The organism is Caballeronia novacaledonica, from assembly GCF_900258035.1.
Classification (GTDB): Bacteria; Pseudomonadota; Gammaproteobacteria; order Burkholderiales; family Burkholderiaceae; genus Caballeronia; species Caballeronia novacaledonica.
In genome coordinates, this window is the sequence record NZ_OGTP01000004.1 from 17,359 (window position 1) to 35,756 (window position 18,398).

Genomic DNA, 18,398 nt, shown 5'->3' on the forward strand with positions numbered 1-18,398 from the left:
TCCGGCGGCCGGGCGAGCGAGGCAAGCCAGGACGATTTGCGCTAGCCTGTCCGATCGTTCTTCAATTTTCACCACGCTTATGTCCCGCCCTCTCCAAATCGACTTCGTTTCCGACATCGCCTGCCCGTGGTGCGCCGTCGGCCTCTCTTCCCTGCAGCGCGCGCTGGAACGCCTCGGCGATACCGTCGATGCCCGCATCACGTTGCATCCGTTCGAACTGAATCCGGACATGGCGCCGCAAGGCGAGCGCATCGTCGATTATCTCGGCCGCAAGTATGGCCGCACGCCGGAGCAGATCCGCGAGACGCAGGCGATGATCCGCGAGCGCGGCGCGCAGGAAGGCTTCGCTTTCGGCGAACGCAACTGGGTGTACAACACGTTCGATGCGCATCGGCTGCTGCACTGGGCGCGTATCGAAGGCAAGCAACTGCCGCTCAAGCTCGCGCTTCTGCGTGCATATCACGGTGACGGCAAGGATACGAGCGATCGGAACGTTCTCGTCGAAGCGGCCCGAAGCGTCGGTCTCGATGGCGACCAGGCGCGCGCGGTGCTCGAAAACGGAACGTATGCCGATGAAGTGCGCGCGGAAGAGCGAGAGTTTCAGCAACTCGGCATTCAGTCCGTGCCCGCGATCATCTTCGACCGGAAATATCTGGTGAGCGGCGGTCAGCCTTCGGAAGCGTTCGAGCAGGCGATTCGGAAGATCATCGACGAGAACGGTTGAAGCGCAGGAGAAAGCGCGCGGTTCGCGCCAGCTCTGATCCAGCAAATGCGCGCCTCGTCCCGTCTATCGGAAGGACGTGGCGTGTCTATCGAACGTTCTTTGCGAGGAAGCGGTCGAGTTGCGCGGCGAAATTTTTCCCGTCGCGCGGCGCATACGGCGGAGGTCCGCCCGTCTGGACGCCGGAGCCGCGCAACTGATCCATCATCGCGCGGATCGACAGGCGTTCCTCGATGTTGTCCGTGTTCATCCACTCGCCACGCGGATCGAGCGCGAAGGCGCCCTTTGCGATCGCCGCGGCGGCAAGCGGAATGTCCGCCGTGATGATGAGATCGCCGGCCTGGGCCATCTCGACGATGCGCGCGTCGGCCACGTCGAAACCGGCGGGCACCTGAATGGCGCGTATCCACGGCGAGGGTGGCGTGCGAAGGAACTGATTCGCGACGAGCGTCACGTTGACCTTCATGCGCGGGCCCGCGCGAAAGAGGATGTCTTTCACGACGGCAGGGCAGGCGTCGGCATCGACGATGATTTGCATCGGTTCGTGTCCCGGAATGTCATGTCGCCGTGGCGACGAGTATCGGATGAGGTCTTCGAGCGGCGCAGCGCGAACCCGAACGCCCTATACTTGCCTTCGAACGCATCTCCCCCAGACGGAGAATCACCGTGAGAACGAAGCTGGCAAGCATTGCTGTGTCACTCATCATGGGCGTTGTGGGCGCTTCCGCGGCCCCGCTTTCCTATGCTCAGGATACCGGTTCGGCCGCCACCGACGCGACCCAGGCCGCACCCATGACGAAAGCGGAAAAGAAGGCCGCGCGAAAACAGGCGCGCGCGAAGAAGAACGCCGAGTTGAAGAAACTCGAAGACGCGGGCTACAGTCCAGGCCGCGCGAATGACCCCAACTATCCCCAGGATTTGCAGAACGCTCAGAAGAAAGCGGGGATAGGCACGGGCGCGAGCCAATAATCGCAGCCGATTGAACGCACGAGCGGGAGCGCCATCATGCTTGCCGTGATGGCTGGCACCCGTGCGTCTGCGAGGCTTATTAGCTGAACAAAAACTCCCGTGCAATTAGGGTTCAGGCGCCTTGCGCGCGACATTTTATTACCCAACACTGCATTGCATTCCGATTAGCCAGATGTCTGTCCGATATACCGGACAGCAAGCGATCACTCGTCTTCCGCTGCGGACCGAGTCTGGAACCGGTTCCCTGCTCCATCTCAAACTCAGGACCTGCACATGAAACTCTCGACTCTAGGCGCCAGAACTGTCTCTCTGTTCATCATCGCCGGTGCGCTGGCGTTGTCGGCGTGTACCAAGGTGTCCACGCCGGCCGAGGGCGGTGCGGCGGCCGCAGGTTCTGCTTCCACGCTTCAGGCCGTGTTGCAGCGTGGGACTTTGCGTGTCGGCGATTGCCTGACGTTCGCGCCGTTCGGCTTCTACGACAAGAACGGCCAGCCGGATGGCTACGACGTCGATCTCGCGAAAGAGCTTGCCAAGCAGATGGGAGTCAAGCTCGAAGTCGTGAACACGACGAGTGCGAACCGGATCCCGAATCTGCAGACGAGCAAGGTCGACGTCGTGTTCTGCAACTTCACGCGCAATCTGGAGCGCGCGAAGGTCATCGAGTTCACGACGCCTTACGTCGTAGCGAGTGAAGCGCTGCTGGTCAAGAAGAGCAGCGGCATTCAGTCCGTGAAGGACATGGGCAATCGCACGATCGCGACCGTGAAAGGCTCGACCAACGGCGATGAAGTCCGCTCGCTGAATATGCCGATCAAGATCCAGGAATACGACAGCTCGCAGGCCGCGATTCTCGCCGTGAAGCAAGGTCAGGCGGACGCGATGATCGAGGACAACAACTTCCTCGCGTATCAGGCGACACTCGACCCCGAATTGACCGTGACGAACGAAGCGCTCGTGCCGCTCGAGTACAACGGCTTCGGCGTGAAGGCCGGCGATCAGGCGTGGCTCAACTACTTGAATCTGTTCCTCTTCAACATCAACGCGTCGAAGCTCAACGCGCAGCTCTACAAGAAGTGGTTCGGCACCGATCCGCGTTATCCGCTCAACCCGCAGTTCTAATCCGAGCGACGCGGAGGCTGACATGAGTTACGAGTGGCTCACCTTGTGGGGCTATGTCCCCGAGTTCCTGAAAGCCGGCTGGCTGACTCTGCAGGTGACGCTTCTCGCGTTCGTGCTGGCGGTGCTGCTCGGTCTTTTGACGGCGCTGGCGAGCATGTCGCCGGTGGCCGTTGTCCGGTTCATCGCGCGGGCTTACGTGGAAATCATCCGCAATACGCCCGTCTTGCTGCAGATCTTCATCGTGTTCTTCGGATTGCCGTCGGCGGGCATTTCGCTCGACGCGTACTGGGCGGGCGTGATCGCACTGGGACTGAACGTCGGCGCGTATCTGTCGGAAGTGTTTCGCGCCGGCATTCAGTCCGTGCCGCGCGGACAGCTCGAAGCCGCGGGCATTCTCGGCCTCGAACGCGGCCAGATCTTCACCGAGATCGTCTTGCCGCAGGCCGCGCGCGCGGTTTATCCGGCGATCGTGAATTACCTGATTCAGTTGCTGCTCGGCACGTCGCTGTTGTCGGCGATCGCATTGCCCGAACTGACCGGCACCGCGACCGTCATCAACTCGCGCACGCTGCTTTACGTCCAGACCTTCGCGGTCGTTCTCGTCGTGTATCTGGTGCTGAGCAACGTGCTGTCGTGGATCGCGAACCTGCTCGGCGCGCGGATGTTTCATCCGCCGCTCGTCGTCCGGCCGCGTGCGCGGTTCGGCGGTTTCGCATTGCGCCGCGCCAATCGCGCCTGATGCCCGTATCGGAGTCGGATCATGTCAATCGAATTGCTGGGAACCAGTCTGTCGATCCTGCTGCAAGGTCTCGTGACGACGCTGCTGCTGTCCGTCGCGTCGATCGTCGGCGGCACGCTGGTCGGCCTCCTTGCCGCCGTGTTGCGGTCGTTCGGGCCGTGGGGCACGGATCGCATCGCGCGCCTTTATACCGAGCTGTTTCGCGGCACGCCCGTGCTGATCACGCTGATGTTCATCTATTTCGGCGTCTCGTACTTCGGCTATGCGATCGACGTGTTCGCCGCCGGCGTGATCGGGCTCTCCGTGTATCAGGGCGCGTATATCGCCGAAGTGTTCCGTTCCGGGATCGAGTCGGTGGCGAAGGGCCAGTGGGAAGTCTCGCAGATTCTCGGTCTGTCGCGCATGCAGGCGTTCGCGTTCGTCGTGTTGCCGCAGACCGGCAGGATCGTGCTGCCGCCGCTCATCGGACAGTATCTGTCGCTGATCAAGGACACGTCGATCGTCAGCATGATCGGCATGTCGGAACTGATGCACGGCGGGCAGGCGATCGTCGATCGCATCGGCAAGCCGGTGGAGATATACGGACTCGTCGCAATCATCTATTTCGTCGTGTGCTTCCCGCTTTCGCAATGGGTGCGCCACCATGACCGCAGGAGACTGTCGTGAGCAATCAAAGTCAGAGCAAGCCCGTCATTTCGCTTTCGGGCGTCAGTAAAGCATTCGGCGCGACGCGCGTGCTCAACGAGATCAATCTCGACGTGCGTGCGGGCGAAGTGCTCGTGCTCATCGGCGCGTCGGGTTCGGGCAAGAGCACGGTGCTGCGCATCATGGCGGGACTGGAAACGACGGATTCCGGCGAAGTCTGGGTCAACGAAGTGCCGCTGCACGATCCGAAACGCGCACGCGACATTCGCGGTCATGTCGGCATGGTTTTTCAGCAGTTCAATCTGTTTCCGCACAAGACCGCGCTCGGCAACGTGACGCTCGCGCTGATCAAGGCGCGCAAGATGAATCCCGCCGATGCCCGCAAGCGCGCGATGGACGTGCTCGATCGCGTCGGGCTCGCGGATCGCGCCGACCATTACCCGAGCCAGTTGTCCGGCGGACAGCAGCAGCGCGTCGCGATTGCGCGGGCGCTTGCCGTCGAGCCGGGCATCATGTTCTTCGACGAGGCGACGTCGGCGCTCGATCCCGAACTCGTCGGCGAAGTCACCGAAGTCATGCGCGGACTCGCGCGCGACGGCATGACGATGGTCGTCGTCACGCATGAAATGGGCTTCGCGCGCAAGACCGCCGATCGCGTCGTGTTCATGGACAAAGGCGTGATCGCGGAGCAGGGCGAGCCGGAACAGATCTTCGTCAGTCCATCGAACGAGCGCACCCGGCAGTTCCTGCATCGCGTGCTCGACCATTGACGCATACGGAGCGAATGAATGGCTGTCATGGAATCGTCGCGCGCCAGGGGCGTGGACCGGGTCATTGCCATGTTCCGGCAATTGCATCTCGCCCAGCGCCCGATGACGATGCGCGAGTTGATCGAAGCGACCGGCGCGCCGCGTTCGAGCATCTACGAACTGGTCGCGATTCTCGCCGAAGTCGGCTGGCTCGAAACCTCCGCCGACGGCAGCGTGTTCTTCGGACGCGAGATGCACTACTACGGCTCCGACTACGCCACGCACAACGACCTGATCAGCCGCGCGCATCAGTCGATACTCGCGCTGGTGCGCAAGTACGACGAGACCACGCAGTTGTGCATGCTCGAGGGCAACAAGTACACCGTGGTGTTGTCCGAGAACAGCGCGCGGCCGTTCAACATCAGTTCGGACATCGGCGTGCGCGTGCCGATTCCGTGGACCGCGACCGGACGCCTGCTGCTCGGCCACATGAACGCGGCAGAAATCCGCGCCTTGATTCCGGGCGAGGATTTCACGCTGGACAACGGCGTGCACATCGATTTCGATGAATTCATGCGCGATGTCCAGCACGCGAAGGAACTGGGCTACTGCTGCACGGAAGGATTGTCGAACGCGTTCCGGCTGTGCATGGCCGCGCCCGTGCGCGATCGCGCCGGACTGCCGATCGCGGCGCTGTGCTTCATGACGGGCCGCGATACCGATCCGCAACGGCGGCAGGCGATGCTCGACGATCTTTTGCAGTCCGCGCGGGCGCTGTCGCACCGATAGCGGCTTATCGCAGCTTTGCCTGGAAGAAGCGCACCACTTCCGCGTTGAAACGTTCATGGAACGCCGCGCGGTCGAAGCCTGGCGCACTCGCGCAGATGGCCGGCATCGTGCGCATCAGGCGCGCGCTACAGGGCGGCAGGAAGTCGTAATGTCCCGCGCCCGCGACGACGTGAAACTCCGGTGGCTGCGGCAGGTTCGCGCGCACGGCTTCGTCGTAGAAAGGATCCGGTTGATGACGGTCGTCGGCTGCTCGCCAGAGCTGGATCGGGATGCGCACGTTCTTCAGGCCCGCGCGTCCGAAGGTGAAGCCGAAAGCCGGAGCCGCAACGACCGCCGCTTCGATGCGCGAGTCCGAAACCCATGCGTCGCCGGGCACGTTCGCGCTGACGCCGGGATCGACGCCGGCATGCTGAAGCGCCTGACACAAGTCGTGGTCCGGATGCGCGCGGCAATACGGCGCGATCTCGGAAAGGTTCGGCACGCCGCCGGCGGCCACGAGCACGGTGAAACCGCCGTTCGAAAAGCCGAAGGCCCCGATGCGCGCGCGATCGAGATGCTCGCGGCCCGCCCACTCCGTGAGCATGTAATCGATGAGACGATGAAGCTGGATCGGGCGACGCCACAACTCCAGAACGTGCGACTGGTCGTCGAATGTATCGCCGGCATGGTTCACCGCCGCCGCGACGAAGCCCGCGCGAGCAAGCGCGATGGCGGTGTCGTGGTGGCTGTCGTACGCACCGCCGCCGCCGTGCGACATCACGATCAGCGCGAGCCCGTTTCCCACGACCTTCGATGCAGGATCGCCCGAAGCGTGTTCGGTCGCAGGCGCGTCGGCGGGATACCAGATTCCGACCGTCAGCGGCGACTCCGTGCCGTTCGCGATCCTGATTTCCTCGAAGCCGACGTCGGCGGCAAAACACGGCGTGGCAAGAAGCGCAAGAACGATCGCAAGCGCGGTGACGGCAGCGAATCTCACGAGGGTCGGCCTCCCTGGGTGTCCGTTCGTCGAAGCAATGGCCGTCCGCGCATCGATTGCCGCGGCGTTACCAAGGTGCTCGTAATCTCACGCTGCTACGATTTCGCCTCTTTCCTCTTTAACACAACGAACTCATGAAAAAGGCTGTTATCGCCGTGTTTGCCGCAGGCATGGCATTTTTTTCCGTCGCTCCGGCTTTCGCTGCTTCGCATCATCATGAACCGGTCTGCCACAAGGTGCGCGTGCATCATCATTGGGAACGCCACTGCAAGTAAGCACGTTCCGCTGCCGAAAGCCGAAAGCCCCGTCGCGATTGAACTGACGGGGCTTTTTTTCTTTCGATGCGACGCTTCAGTGAACGCGCGCCACCGACTCCGTCGCGCCCGACACCTCCCATCCCAGTCCCAGACTCTTCTGAAGCGACACGAAATCCTTCAGCAATTCCGCCTGCGCGGCCACCACGTCCTGTTGCGCGGCGAACTGCGTGCGCTGTGCGTCGAGGAGATCGATGAGCGTCGAGACACCCGCCGTGTAACGCTGGCGCACGAGCGTGGCCGAACGCTCCGCCGATGCCTGAACCTGCTGAAGCCGCACGACATGCTCGCGCTGATTGCCGTAACGCGACAGCGACGAATTGGCGTCCTTCAACGCGCCGAGCACGGTTTTTTCGTAGCGCGCTTCGGCTTCGTCGCGGGCGGCTTCGGCGGCATCGACGTTCGCCGCGGTGCGCCCGAAGTCGAACAGATTCCATTGCAGATACGGCACGCCGACCCACGAGAAATTCTGCTTGCGCAGCAGGTGCCCCGGATTCGACGCGGAAAAGCCGATATCGCCGAGCAAGGACACCTTCGGGAAATAGTCCGCGATATGCTCGCCGATCTGCGCATTGCTCGACGCGAGACGCCGCTCGGCGGCGCGAATGTCGGGCCGCTGTTGCAGCATCGTCGCCGGATCGCCGATCGGCACCGACGACGGCAACGCGGGCAGCGGCGCCCGCGCGCCGAGTTCGGCATCGAGCGCACCGGGCGTGCGGCCCGTCAGCACGGCGAGCTGGTCCAGCGAATCGGTGATCTGCACTTGCAGCGGCACGAGCGTCGCGCGCGTCGTGTCGACCTGCGTCGTGAGGCGTTCGACATCGACTTGCGCCGCCGTGCCGCGCGCGCGGCGCTGCTCGGTGAGCGTGAGCATCTGCTGCTGATAGTCGGCCGTGTGTTCGGCGAGCGCGAGCCGTTCCTGCTGATCGCGCAAGTCGATGTACACCGAAGCCACTTCCGCCGCGAGCGACACTTGCGCGTCGGAGAGATCCGCGTTCACGGCGTCGGCTTCGTCCGATGCGGCTTCGATCGCGCGGCGCGTGCCGCCGAAGAGATCGATTTCCCACGAGGCATCGAAGCCCACGGTGTAGAAATCGACGGGACCGCGTGCGGTCGATGCCGCGCCCTGATCGCCCGACGAAGAGCCGAAGATCGCCGTATCCGGCGAACGCATGCGCAGCGCCGCCGCCGAGCCCGACACCTTCGGCAACTCGTTGGCGCGTTCTCCGCGCAATTGCGAGCGGGACTGACGCAGACGCGCCTGCGCCATCCTGAGATCGGGATTGTGCGCGAACGCGGCGTCGATCAACGTGTTCAGTTGGGCATCGTCGAGCGATTGCCACCACGCCGCGGGCGCGTGCGTCGCGATGACGCCTTGCGCCGGCGCGCGCACGAATGCGCCGCTCTTCGCGGCGTCGGGCGCGATATCCGGCGCGCCGCGATAGTCGGGGCCGACCGTGCAAGCGGCGAGCACGAGCGCGGCGAGCGGAAGCAGACAGGTGAAGCGGGAAGGGAACATCGTCGAATGATTCATGACATCAGTGGCCGGCGGACGGCATTTCGCCGGCTTGCGCGCGCGGAGTCTTGAGGAGAAGCGCGAGCGGCAGGCACGCGAGCAGCGCGATGGCCAGCACGTAAAAAGTTTCGGAGTAGGTCATGACGATGGCCTGCTGGCCGATCTGCATCGACAACTGGCCGAGCGCCTGCATCTTCGCGTGGGCGATGTCGCCACCCTGCGCCGCGAAGTTCGCTGCGCTCGCGGCGATGCGTTCCTGGCCGATCACCGAGTTCGCCGTCAGCGATTCGCGGATCGCAGCCGTATGGAAGTCGTTGCGCCGGTCGATCACGGTGCCGAGGATCGCGAGACCCACCGAGCCGCCGAGATTGCGCGCCATGTTGTAGAGGCCGGCGGCATCGCCGGATTCTTCGCGCGACACCGCGGCCATCGACGCCTGATTGAGCGGCATCATCGCGAGCATCTGGCCAAAACCGCGCAGGATTTGCGACCAGAAGAAGTCGCGTCCGACGCTTTGCGCCGTGAGCGAAATGTCGAGCAGACAGCTCGCCGCGAAGAACAGCAGACCCGTGATGACGAGCACGCGGAAATCCACCTTGCCGAGCAGACGCGGCAGCACCGGCATGATGAGAAACGCGGGCACGCCCGACACCAGCATGATCGAGCCGGATTGCAACGCGTTATAGCCCGCGACGATGCTCAGAAACTGCGGCAGCAAAAACGACACGCAATACAGCCCCGCGCCCACGGCGAACACGATCAGGATCACGCTCGCATAGCGCGGATTGCGCAGCAGCGAGAGCCGCACGATCGGCTTTTTCGCGGTGAACTGCGACAGCGCGATGAGCAGAAAGCCGAACGCGGTGACGCAGGTGAGCATCACGATCTCGCTCGATTCGAACCATTGATTGCGCTGGCCTTCTTCCAGCACGACGGTGAGCGAGCTCAGACCGATCGCCAGGCCCGCGATGCCGAGCCAGTCGGCTTTGAGAAAGGACTCCCAGTGCGACTTCTCGGGCGGCAAGCCGGTCACGAGCAGCGCGACAAGCGCGAAGCCCACCGGCACGTTCACGAAGAAGCACCACGACCACGAAATGTTCTCCGCGAGCCAGCCGCCGAGCACGGGGCCGAGCAGCGGTCCGAGCAGCACGATCAGGCCGAAGATCGTCATGCCGACGGGCATCTGCTCGCGCGGCAGCCGCGTGCGGATGATGGTCTGCGCGGTCGGGATCATGGCGCCGCCGGTGAAGCCCTGCCCGATGCGGCCCGCGACCATCATCGGCAGGGAGTTCGAGAGGCCGCACATCACCGAGAACAGCGTGAACAGCACCGCGTTGCCGAGCAGGAAATTGCGCAGGCCGAACACGCGCGTAAGCCACGCGGCGAGCGGAATCATCACGATTTCCGACATCAGATAGCCGGTCGAAATCCACGTGCCTTCGGTGCCGGTCGCGCCGATTTCACCCTGAATCTGCGGCAGCGCGGAGTTCGTGATGGAGATGTCGAGCGTGGCCATCAGCGCGCCGAGTGCGCCGGCCGTGACCGCGATCCAGTCGACGGCGCTCGCGCGTGCGTGCGATTCAGTCATGGCGATTCTCGGCGGCGACGCGTTTGCTGTCGTCGGTGGCGGCTTTCGTGTCGACATCGACCGTCACCGACAATCCCGGCAGCAGCACCTTGCGCGTTTCCGGACCCGTATCGACGCGAATGCGCACGGGCACGCGCTGCACGATCTTCGTGAAGTTGCCGGTTGCGTTTTCGGGCGGCAGGAGCGCGAACTGCGCGCCGGTGCCGGGCGCGAAACTCTCGACGACGCCGTGCAGATCGGTGCCCTTGAGCGCATCGACGTGCAGCGTCGCCGGCTGGCCGATACGCATGCGGCCCACCTGCGTTTCCTTGAAGTTCGCTTCGAGATAGAGCGACTGGACCGGCACGACCGTCATCAGGCGCGTGCCGGGCTGCACGTACTGGCCGACGCGCATCGTGCGGTCGCCCACGCGGCCCGCGACGGGACTCACGAGCGTGGTGTCGTCGAGATCGAGCTTCGACTGATTCAGTTGCGCCTGCGCCGCTTCCATCTGCGCGCGGGCCTGCGCGATCTGCGCTTCGGTCGCGCCGATCTGCATCGCGGCGGAACGGGCGGCGGCGAGGTTCGCGGCGAGCGTGGCACGCGCCTGATCGCGCGTCGATACGAGGCTTGCGAGGCGCTCGGCGGTTTCCGCGCCGGTCGCGACGAGCGGACGGTAACGCGTCACGTCGTCCTCCGCGTGCGTGAGACTCACGCGCGCGACGTCGGCCTGCGCCTTCGCCTGGTCTGCGTTCGCGTGCTGCTGCTTCAATTCGGCTTCGGCGCGCTGGATGTCGGCGGCGCGGGCGTCGAGCGTCGCCTTCGCCTGATCGAGCGACGCCTGATACTGCCGCGTATCGAGCCGCGCGAGCGGCGCGCCCGCCGCGACGGTCTGATTGTCCTCGACCAGCACTTCCGTGACGTAGCCGCTCACCTTGGGCGCGATGGTCACGCTGTCGGCCTTGAGATAAGCGTCGTCGGTGGTTTCGACGAAGCGGCCGACGGTCCACCAGCGCAGCCCCCACGCAACGCCGACGACGACCGCGACGATTCCGATCGCGATCAGCACGCGCTTGCGTGACGGTTTGCTCTGGGCGGCGTCAGCGGGTTGATCGCCGTGCGTGGGCGCTGTGACTGACATGATTTCTCCGGGATTTCTTGCGCTACCGCGTGCGTGCGATAGTCTTCGATGAATACGAGACGGTGAGCGCGCTTGCTGCATGTTCGATACACGCGGTGCGCTCGCCAAACTAGACGATGTCGTCTAGTATGCACGAATCTAGACGATCGCGTCTAGTTTGGCCCGTCCCAGGAGAGACGATGAAAAAACCTCGCGCCGACAATGAAAGCGAGTTGCAGGCTCAGGAGCGCGGCAGCGCCGCGCGTTCGCCGCTGCAGGCGCGCGGACGTGCGCGCATCGAGGCCGTGCTCGACGCGACCGCCGAACTGATCGCGGAAAAAGGTCTCGAGGGCGTGACGATGCATGGCGTCGCGCGGCGCGCTCAGACGCCGATCGGCTCGATGTATCACTTCTTTCCGGATCGCGACAGCTTGCTCGCCGCGTTGTGGGACCGTCATGCGGCGGCGCTCGAAGAACTGGAAGACGAGCTTGGCCGGATCGACAGCGAAACGTGGCGCGGGCTGTCGGCGGAAGCGGTGATCGATCGCATCATGACGCCGCACATCGAATATTTCGAACGGAAGACCGATTTTCTGATCCTGATGTCGGTCATGCCGCACGATGAAGCGAAGAAGAAACGCAAGTCGAGCATGATGCGAAAGGTGATCGACGCACGCATGCCCGGCGTGAAAGCGTCCGAGCGTGAGCTTTATGTGGAGATGCTTCATGCGCTCGCGGGCGGCGCGCTGGCCGTCAAATTGCGTCCGGCGATGGGCGACGTGCAATTGGCGCGCCGCTATCTGCGCGAAGTCAAGCGGGCGCTGGCGGCCTATCTGGCCGCGGTGGAGGCGGCGGTGCTCAAATAACGCCCGATTCGGGGAATGAGCGGATTTATCCGCGCGTGTCGATCCAGTCTTTCGCCCAGCGACGCGCGTAAGCGATGGCCTCGACTTCCTTCGAGAAATAGCCGACGGAATAAAACGCGTAATGCGATTCGGAAGAACGCTTGCTTGTCCGGTCGACTGAAACATTTGCCGAAAACGTTCGATCCGGCAAACGGTGTGCGGTCGCTTGTACCGCATAGCCGTGATAATTTTGAATGGATGCCATTAGGTTTTATATTTTTCAGGCGTTGAAACGTACGTTAAAACGCAAAGAATGAAAATGGAGTGCGCGCGTAGTCAATCGCCGAGCGATGTCGGGACTTGCGGCAATGAGGGGGAAGGGAGAAGCGGAAAACCTGAGGGAACGGGACCCGAACAGCAGGTCCCGGGAAGCTGCGATTAAAGCGGCTTGATATTCGAGGCTTGCATGCCCTTCGGGCCACGCTTCGTTTCGAAGCTTACCTTTTGACCTTCGGCGAGGGTTTTAAAACCATCGGCGCGAATTTCGGAGAAGTGAGCGAACAGGTCGTCGCCGCCGTTATCGGGCGTAATGAAGCCAAAACCCTTGGTGTCATTGAACCACTTGACGATACCGCTATCCATGGAAAATCCTTGAATTAATGATGTGTGTTGAACGAGAGAAGCATCAAGGAGGGGAGTGGACAACGAATTCCGGCAACGGACGGACGATTGATGAGCAGCAGTCAACTTCTTGAACTTCACCTTCAATCATACCAAGTCCCAACGAAACGGTCAACTATTGGGTAACTAAATCGACAAGGGCCCGGCAGGAAGGGAACCGGCGCCGCGCGGCGCTCTCATTCGACAACTAGGAAAATTAATGATTGACGCTTGCGCGCTGCAAGGAAGAAGCTCGCGGCAATGCTTTGATTGAAGCCTCCGATCTGATTACGCGCTGAAGATGTTTTCCTTCCGCCGTGCGCGGCACCGCACGGTCTTGAAAACGGAGAAGAGCATGAGAAGGATGCGAGGGTTGGTTCTGGCGATTTCATCAGGAGTATTGATTACCGGATGCGGCGGCGACGCCGGCTCCGATGCCATCGAGATGACGCAGAAGTTCCACGGCGCTCCACGGCCGAACGAAACCGTGTACACGTTGACGCGCGCTCAGGCGCCGGCGCAGGTGACCGCATACGATTTCGCTTCGCGCGCGCCGAAGGCTTCGATCGATCTTTCGCTGACGGGCGATTACACGCAAGTCGATCAAATGTTCGCGAGCGTCGATGGAAAACGGCTGCACGTGCTTCTGGAAAGAAGCCCGACTTCGATCGATCTCGCCACGATCGATACCGCCACCAATACCGTGCTGCATGTCACGCCGATCGGCCCGTTGCTGACGACTTTCACCGGCTATAGCCTCCAGCCCGCGCCGGATGGGAAGCAGGTTTATCTGTCGAGCAAGAACGTCATCAGCGTCATCGACACGGACTCGGGCGCGCTCGTCAGAAAGCTGGTGCTGCCTGCGGCCTACAGTCTCATCAAGGTCGTCACGGCGAAAAATGACGATGAACATCTCTACGCGCTCGCGAACCAGCCGGGGAATCAACTCGAAGTCCTTCGCATCGAGACGGCCAGCGCGTATATCGTGGGCGGCTATCCGGCGGGTTCGGCGTCGAGCAAGATGAATCGTGAATTTGCCGTGACCGACGACGCGAAAAAGGCTTATTTCGTGAGCTTCACGTCATTCGACGCCGAGGGCAATCTGACGGAAATGGATCTGGAAAGCGGCATCACACGCGTGCTGACCGATCTGCCGGAAAAGAATCCGAGCTTCCTCACCACCATCGGCAATGGCCAGATTCTTTTTGCCGACGACAATGACACGAGCCCAAGCACGATCATTCTCTATGACGTGGCGAACAGAACCAGAACGACCTTACTGACTTCGTCGAGTCTCGTGGAATACATGCAATACGATCCCACGACCGAGTCCGTTCTCTTCGAGCGGAGCGACATTGCGTCCGTCAGTCAGTTGAAGCAACGGGCGAATGGAAAGTACCGCAGTATCGATCTCGGAATGCGGTCATTCACAAGCGGTTCGGTCCCCGGCGGCGTCACGCCGTTCGTGGCGTTGGCGCGCTGAATCGTCCGACATAAACAGCGCGAACGAGATCGCAAATGCTCACTTGACGACAGCCGAAAGTGCCGTATGATGAACCTCGATATTGCGGTGCAGCAAAATCGTACTCGGTCATAAATACGGTTTTCTTTCGAATCTGATCTCAGGAGTATCAATGTTTCCGTCTTCTTTCGCGAATCAAACGTTCGTGCTTCCGGCAACGAACCTGCAGATATTCGTTAATGTTGCAAAGCGCTATGCCAGCGGGCTTCAGCAGCTTGCTGATCTGAACGTGCAGACGGCAAAGACCGTTTTCGAAGAAAGCGCCGCCATTGCAAAGGCCGGTCCGAATGCGAAACCGGGCGATTTTCTGAGCTGGCAATCGACGCTGCTCGCCGAGACGCCGGAAAAAGCGGCGGCTTATGCGCGGCATTTCTGGCAGATCGTCCGTGCGACGCAGACGGACATCCTCAATGAGGCTCGTGGCCCGCTCGAGCAGTTCGGCTTTGAGGTGAAACGGGCGTCCGAGTCTGTCTCGCAGGTGCCGGTCGCATTGGTATCGAGCATCGCCAACGCATCGGACGACGCCGAAGCGATCGCGCAATCCGAAAAGAGCGTACGTCTGTCCAAAGTCGACTCGAAGCGCTAATTCGCGACGTCGGTTCTGACGTCTCACGTTTGGTGTTCAAAGCCCGCAACACGCGGGTTTTTTAATCTGCCCGCTCCCACGGGAAAAATCGATGAATCCCTTCCATCCGCTTGCATGGGCGCACGACTCGTTCTGGTCGTTGTTCCCCGGCGAACTCGTCGGTCTCACGGCGCACTTTTTCGACAATGCCGAACCGGCGATCGCGGCCCCTGCGACCGAATTGCAATCGGAGAGCGAAGCGCGAACAGCGCGTGTGAGCGGTCATGGCTGGTCGAGCGATCAGTTCGAATACGGCAACGATACTTATCGGTTCAAGATCTATATTCCGACCGCATACGAAGGTCGGCCATTGCCGATGATCGTCATGCTCCACGGCGCGCAGCAGGACTCGGACGACTTCGCGTCGGGCACCGGAATGAACATCGTCGCCGAGGAGCAGGGCTTCATCGCCGTCTATCCGGAGCAGCCGGAGAGTTCGAATCCGCTGAAGTGCTGGAACTGGTTCTTGCCGGCGAATCAGACGCGCGCTTCGGGCGAAGCGGCGGCGATCGCGGCGCTCACGCGTGAGGTTGCGGCTGCGTATAACGTCGATCGCGCGCGCATTTACGTTGCGGGCATGTCGGCTGGCGGGGCTTTGGCCGTCAATCTCGCCGTGACGCATCCGGAACTCTACGCCGCCGCGGCGATTCATTCAGGCCTGGCGTTCGGCGTCGCCGACGAGCAGTTGACCGCACTCTGCGCAATGAACGACGGCCGGGGCAAAGTGCGCCTGCCTCTGACTTCGTCCGACGAACCCAGGTTGCGCGCGGTGCCGCTGATCGTCTTTCACGGAGATGCCGACGGCACCGTGCATCCGCGTAACGCCGAACAGATCGTGTCGATGAGTCAGCTCCTGCATGGCGTCACCGACGACAAAGCGGCGCCTTCCGCGATCCACACCGGTCATGAAGCGGGTGGCCACGCTTATACGCGACAGGTGTTTCATGATCGCGATGGCGACTTGATCGGCGAACAGTGGGTCGTGCACGGACTGGGACATGCATGGTCGGGAGGCCATCCCGATGGCACGCATACGGACATGCGCGGACCGCGCGCGAGCAGAGAGATTGCGCGATTCTTCGGTGAATTCGTCTTAGAGAATAGCCCGCCGATTCAAACCAATCCGCTTTGAATTCTTTTCCCTCGCCGCCTAGACTTCGATTCGACATTTCCGGAAGTCATCGAAACAGCTTCTGTCTGTCCAGGGCGTGACGAGAGGAGAGACGATGGAATGCATCGAGATATACGCGGGACTCGACGGACACTCGGCGTTCAGACGCATCGACGCATTTGAAGCGGCCCCGGTGATGTTCAACGGCGTCGCAGTGGCGTTGTCGTCGCCGCAGGCTTGTGAAAGCGTTCTGATGCACGAGTTCGATGGCGACTATGTCCTCGGCTGGCATAACCCGCCATCCAGACAGTACGTCATCGTGCTCGAAGGCGAACTCGAAATCGCCGTGAAAGGCCGCGACGCCGCGCAACGTTTCGCGCAAGGCGCGATTTTTCTCGCCGGCGATACACACGGCACGGGCCATACGACGCGCGCGCTGCGTTCCGGCCGCGCACTGGTCGTCAATTTGCGGGGATGACGCGATGTTAATGAAGCATGCTCTGGCGGTCGTCACGGGCGGCGGCAGTGGCATAGGCTTCGCCGCCGCCGAACGATTCGTGGCCGAAGGCGCGCGCGTGGTCATCAGCGGGCGTAACGCGGAGAAACTGCAACGCGCCGCGCAGAAACTCGGTGAAAACGCGCTGCCTGTCGTAGCCGACGCCGCGATTGCGGACGACATGCGACGGCTCTACGAAACGGCAACCGGCCACTTTCAATGCAAGGTCGATGTCGTGGTCGCCAATGCGGGCGTTTCCCGGCAAACGCCGGTGCGCGACACATCGCTGGAACAATTCTCCGACGTGCTCAATACCAACGTCGGCGGCGTCTACGCAACGGTGCGCGAGGCGTTGCCGTTCCTTGCGCGGCCAGCGTCGATCATCCTCGTCGCGTCGCTCGCGGCGAATCAGGGCACGAAAAATTTCTCGGCTTACTGTGCGTCGAAGGCGGCGGTCGTTTCGCTTGCAAAGAGCTTCGCGGCGGAATTCGTCGAATCCGGCATACGCGTCAACAGCATTTCTCCGGGCGTCGCCAATACGCCCATTTTCGATAGCCTCGGCATGACGGAAGCGCAACTGCTGGAATGGTCGCGCGTGATTCCGATGAAGCGTCCGGCCGAGCCAGCCGAAATCGCCGCGGCCATTCTCTTTCTCGCATCCGATGCATCGCGCTACATGACAGGCGCCGACCTCGCCGTCGACGGAGGCATGTCAGGCATCAGTCCGTTTTGATTCGCGTAGCGGCGGGCGGTCGATATGCCGTGAAGGGCCACTTGTTCGCGCGGCGTGTCGCTGCTGATTACGCAAAGCCCGCCGGCGACGCAATCGCCGTTCGTGGTCGCGTGCCGCATTCAGGAATCGACCGTGATTCAGCCGCTGACCGCGAGCCTAATGCGAGATGCTTTCGCCCGTCGATGCCGGCTCGGCGGGCCGTTCGATCTGCCGCACGCTGACGCTGACATCCATGCCGGCGAAATCCGACGCGTCGCCGAACCAGGAGCCGGACACGGGCGCGGCCTGCTCGGGCTTGCGCGTGTAGGCGACCCGGATCAGATCGGTGCCGCCGACGAGCGAATTCGTCGGATCGTACGGCACCCAGCCGGCGCCCGGCAGGTACACGTGCAGCCATGCGTGCGTCGCGCCAGCGCCGACGACGAGCGGTTCGTCGCGGCTTTCGACTTGTCGCGCGCCCTGCTGCAATCCCGTGTTGCGTGTCGCCGGCGGGGCGGGGGTGTCGAGCGCGCGGTCGTACAGATATCCCGACACGAAGCGCGCGGCGAGTCCCAGTCCGCGCGCCACTTCCATCATCAGCAGCGCGAAATCGCGGCAGGTGCCGCTGCGCCGGTCGAGCGTCTCGGACGGACGCTGCGTGCCCATCGCGTCGCGCGACTGATACTGGAAGTCGCCGCGGATGGCGTCGTTGATATTCGCGAGGATGTCGCGCGTGTGGATCGTGCCGCGCCGAGGCAGAAACTGCGCGACCCAGTCGCGCAGCGCGGGCTGATCGTCGGGATATTGCGGCGGCAGGAAGGACGCCAGATCGAGCCGATCCTCGTCGGCGTACTGAAACGGATAGTTTTCGGCTTCGGGCGCGACCGGCAACTCCAGATTCCTGACGCCGAAATGCTCGATCACGAAGCGCGCGCGAAGCTCCAGCGCCTCGGCGGGCACGCGCGGCTCGACAATCGCGACCGAATTGGAAAACACGTCCTGAATCCAGTGCTGCGTGCTGTGCGGCGACACCGCGAGCGTCGCCGACAGCACGCGGATGTCGTGCGCGGCGCGCGGCCGGAACATCACGCGATGCGGGGAAAACTCCACCGGCTTGTTATAGCGATAGGTTGTGACGTGTTCGACTTCGAGAAAGACGGACATGTGCGGCCTCCGAGGGCGATGCCGAAGCTGGCCGCCGAC

21 protein-coding genes are annotated in these 18,398 nt (G+C 62.5%); 14 read left to right on the forward strand and 7 right to left on the reverse strand.

Annotation, left to right across the window (positions count from 1 at the left end; all coding sequences use genetic code 11):
- The first annotated feature begins 79 nt into the window (after positions 1-79).
- Positions 80-724 (forward strand): DsbA family oxidoreductase, encoded by a 645-nt coding sequence (locus tag NOV72_RS08050; protein ID WP_106854078.1) that lies wholly within the window; start codon positions 80-82, stop codon positions 722-724.
- An 85-nt stretch (positions 725-809) separates the two neighbouring features.
- Here NOV72_RS08050 and NOV72_RS08055 read toward each other — a convergent pair whose 3' ends face one another.
- Positions 810-1,259 carry a YaiI/YqxD family protein gene (locus tag NOV72_RS08055; RefSeq protein ID WP_106854079.1) on the reverse strand — a complete coding sequence of 150 codons (450 nt, stop codon included), beginning with the start codon at positions 1,257-1,259 and terminating at the stop codon, positions 810-812.
- Positions 1,260-1,381: 122 nt separating this feature from the next.
- Between NOV72_RS08055 and NOV72_RS08060 the strand changes: the two genes are divergently transcribed.
- The 6 genes from NOV72_RS08060 (at position 1,382) to NOV72_RS08090 (ending at position 5,731) form a co-directional block, all read left to right on the forward strand.
- Positions 1,382-1,690 (forward strand): hypothetical protein, encoded by a 309-nt coding sequence (locus NOV72_RS08060; RefSeq protein ID WP_425428720.1) that lies wholly within the window; start codon positions 1,382-1,384, stop codon positions 1,688-1,690.
- A gap of 273 nt (positions 1,691-1,963) precedes the next feature.
- Positions 1,964-2,809: an ABC transporter substrate-binding protein gene (locus tag NOV72_RS08070; RefSeq protein ID WP_106854080.1), complete on the forward strand. Its 846-nt coding sequence runs from the start codon at positions 1,964-1,966 to the stop codon at positions 2,807-2,809.
- Positions 2,810-2,831: 22 nt separating this feature from the next.
- The gene (locus tag NOV72_RS08075) at positions 2,832-3,548 is read left to right on the forward strand and encodes an amino acid ABC transporter permease (RefSeq protein WP_106854081.1); all 717 of its coding nucleotides are present in this window, start codon (positions 2,832-2,834) and stop codon (positions 3,546-3,548) included.
- A gap of 21 nt (positions 3,549-3,569) precedes the next feature.
- Positions 3,570-4,214, forward strand: a complete 645-nt coding sequence (locus NOV72_RS08080; RefSeq protein WP_106854082.1) for an amino acid ABC transporter permease — start codon at positions 3,570-3,572, stop codon at positions 4,212-4,214.
- Complete coding sequence (locus NOV72_RS08085; RefSeq protein ID WP_106854083.1) at positions 4,211-4,963, forward strand: amino acid ABC transporter ATP-binding protein; 753 nt, start codon at positions 4,211-4,213, stop codon at positions 4,961-4,963. Before NOV72_RS08080 ends, NOV72_RS08085 begins: the two co-directional genes overlap by 4 nt.
- An 18-nt stretch (positions 4,964-4,981) precedes the next feature.
- Complete coding sequence (locus NOV72_RS08090; protein ID WP_106854084.1) at positions 4,982-5,731, forward strand: IclR family transcriptional regulator; 750 nt, start codon at positions 4,982-4,984, stop codon at positions 5,729-5,731.
- Positions 5,732-5,735: 4 nt separating this feature from the next.
- Here NOV72_RS08090 and NOV72_RS08095 read toward each other — a convergent pair whose 3' ends face one another.
- A complete protein-coding gene (locus NOV72_RS08095; protein ID WP_106854085.1) occupies positions 5,736-6,707 on the reverse strand; it encodes an alpha/beta hydrolase family protein in 972 nt (323 codons plus the stop codon).
- A gap of 134 nt (positions 6,708-6,841) precedes the next feature.
- Here NOV72_RS08095 and NOV72_RS32200 point away from each other — a divergent pair, with 134 nt between their 5' ends.
- Complete coding sequence (locus NOV72_RS32200) at positions 6,842-6,982, forward strand: hypothetical protein (protein WP_181290915.1); 141 nt, start codon at positions 6,842-6,844, stop codon at positions 6,980-6,982.
- Positions 6,983-7,058: 76 nt separating this feature from the next.
- Here the strand turns inward: NOV72_RS32200 and NOV72_RS08100 are convergent, their stop codons facing one another.
- Genes NOV72_RS08100 through NOV72_RS08110 form a run of 3 tightly spaced genes read right to left on the reverse strand, consistent with a single transcriptional unit; the run spans position 7,059 to position 11,245 of the window.
- Positions 7,059-8,555: an efflux transporter outer membrane subunit gene (locus NOV72_RS08100; protein ID WP_245932944.1), complete on the reverse strand. Its 1,497-nt coding sequence runs from the start codon at positions 8,553-8,555 to the stop codon at positions 7,059-7,061.
- 4 nt (positions 8,556-8,559) lie between these two features.
- Positions 8,560-10,125, reverse strand: a complete 1,566-nt coding sequence (locus NOV72_RS08105) for an MDR family MFS transporter (protein WP_106854087.1) — start codon at positions 10,123-10,125, stop codon at positions 8,560-8,562.
- Entirely contained in the window at positions 10,118-11,245 is a 1,128-nt protein-coding gene (locus NOV72_RS08110; protein ID WP_106854088.1) for an HlyD family secretion protein, read from the reverse strand. Before NOV72_RS08110 ends, NOV72_RS08105 begins: the two co-directional genes overlap by 8 nt.
- Positions 11,246-11,424: 179 nt before the next feature.
- Here NOV72_RS08110 and NOV72_RS08115 point away from each other — a divergent pair, with 179 nt between their 5' ends.
- Positions 11,425-12,090, forward strand: a complete 666-nt coding sequence (locus tag NOV72_RS08115) for a TetR/AcrR family transcriptional regulator (RefSeq protein ID WP_106854089.1) — start codon at positions 11,425-11,427, stop codon at positions 12,088-12,090.
- Between the two features lie 417 nt (positions 12,091-12,507).
- Here the strand turns inward: NOV72_RS08115 and NOV72_RS08125 are convergent, their stop codons facing one another.
- A complete protein-coding gene (locus NOV72_RS08125; RefSeq protein ID WP_106854091.1) occupies positions 12,508-12,711 on the reverse strand; it encodes a cold-shock protein in 204 nt (67 codons plus the stop codon).
- A 373-nt stretch (positions 12,712-13,084) separates the two neighbouring features.
- Between NOV72_RS08125 and NOV72_RS08130 the strand changes: the two genes are divergently transcribed.
- From NOV72_RS08130 to NOV72_RS08150, 5 genes are all read left to right on the forward strand, one after another.
- On the forward strand, positions 13,085-14,212 hold the full coding sequence (locus tag NOV72_RS08130; RefSeq protein ID WP_146149959.1) for a YncE family protein: 1,128 nt from the start codon (positions 13,085-13,087) through the stop codon (positions 14,210-14,212).
- A 184-nt stretch (positions 14,213-14,396) separates the two neighbouring features.
- Positions 14,397-14,837 (forward strand): phasin family protein, encoded by a 441-nt coding sequence (locus NOV72_RS08135; protein WP_181290917.1) that lies wholly within the window; start codon positions 14,397-14,399, stop codon positions 14,835-14,837.
- Between the two features lie 91 nt (positions 14,838-14,928).
- The gene (locus NOV72_RS08140) at positions 14,929-16,008 is read left to right on the forward strand and encodes an extracellular catalytic domain type 1 short-chain-length polyhydroxyalkanoate depolymerase (RefSeq protein ID WP_106854094.1); all 1,080 of its coding nucleotides are present in this window, start codon (positions 14,929-14,931) and stop codon (positions 16,006-16,008) included.
- 94 nt (positions 16,009-16,102) lie between these two features.
- Positions 16,103-16,465 (forward strand): cupin domain-containing protein, encoded by a 363-nt coding sequence (locus tag NOV72_RS08145; RefSeq protein ID WP_106854095.1) that lies wholly within the window; start codon positions 16,103-16,105, stop codon positions 16,463-16,465.
- Between the two features lie 10 nt (positions 16,466-16,475).
- The gene (locus NOV72_RS08150) at positions 16,476-17,216 is read left to right on the forward strand and encodes an SDR family NAD(P)-dependent oxidoreductase (RefSeq protein WP_245932945.1); all 741 of its coding nucleotides are present in this window, start codon (positions 16,476-16,478) and stop codon (positions 17,214-17,216) included.
- A 156-nt stretch (positions 17,217-17,372) separates the two neighbouring features.
- Here the strand turns inward: NOV72_RS08150 and NOV72_RS08155 are convergent, their stop codons facing one another.
- On the reverse strand, positions 17,373-18,359 hold the full coding sequence (locus NOV72_RS08155; protein WP_106854097.1) for a transglutaminase family protein: 987 nt from the start codon (positions 18,357-18,359) through the stop codon (positions 17,373-17,375).
- Between the last annotated feature and the right edge of the window lie 39 nt (positions 18,360-18,398).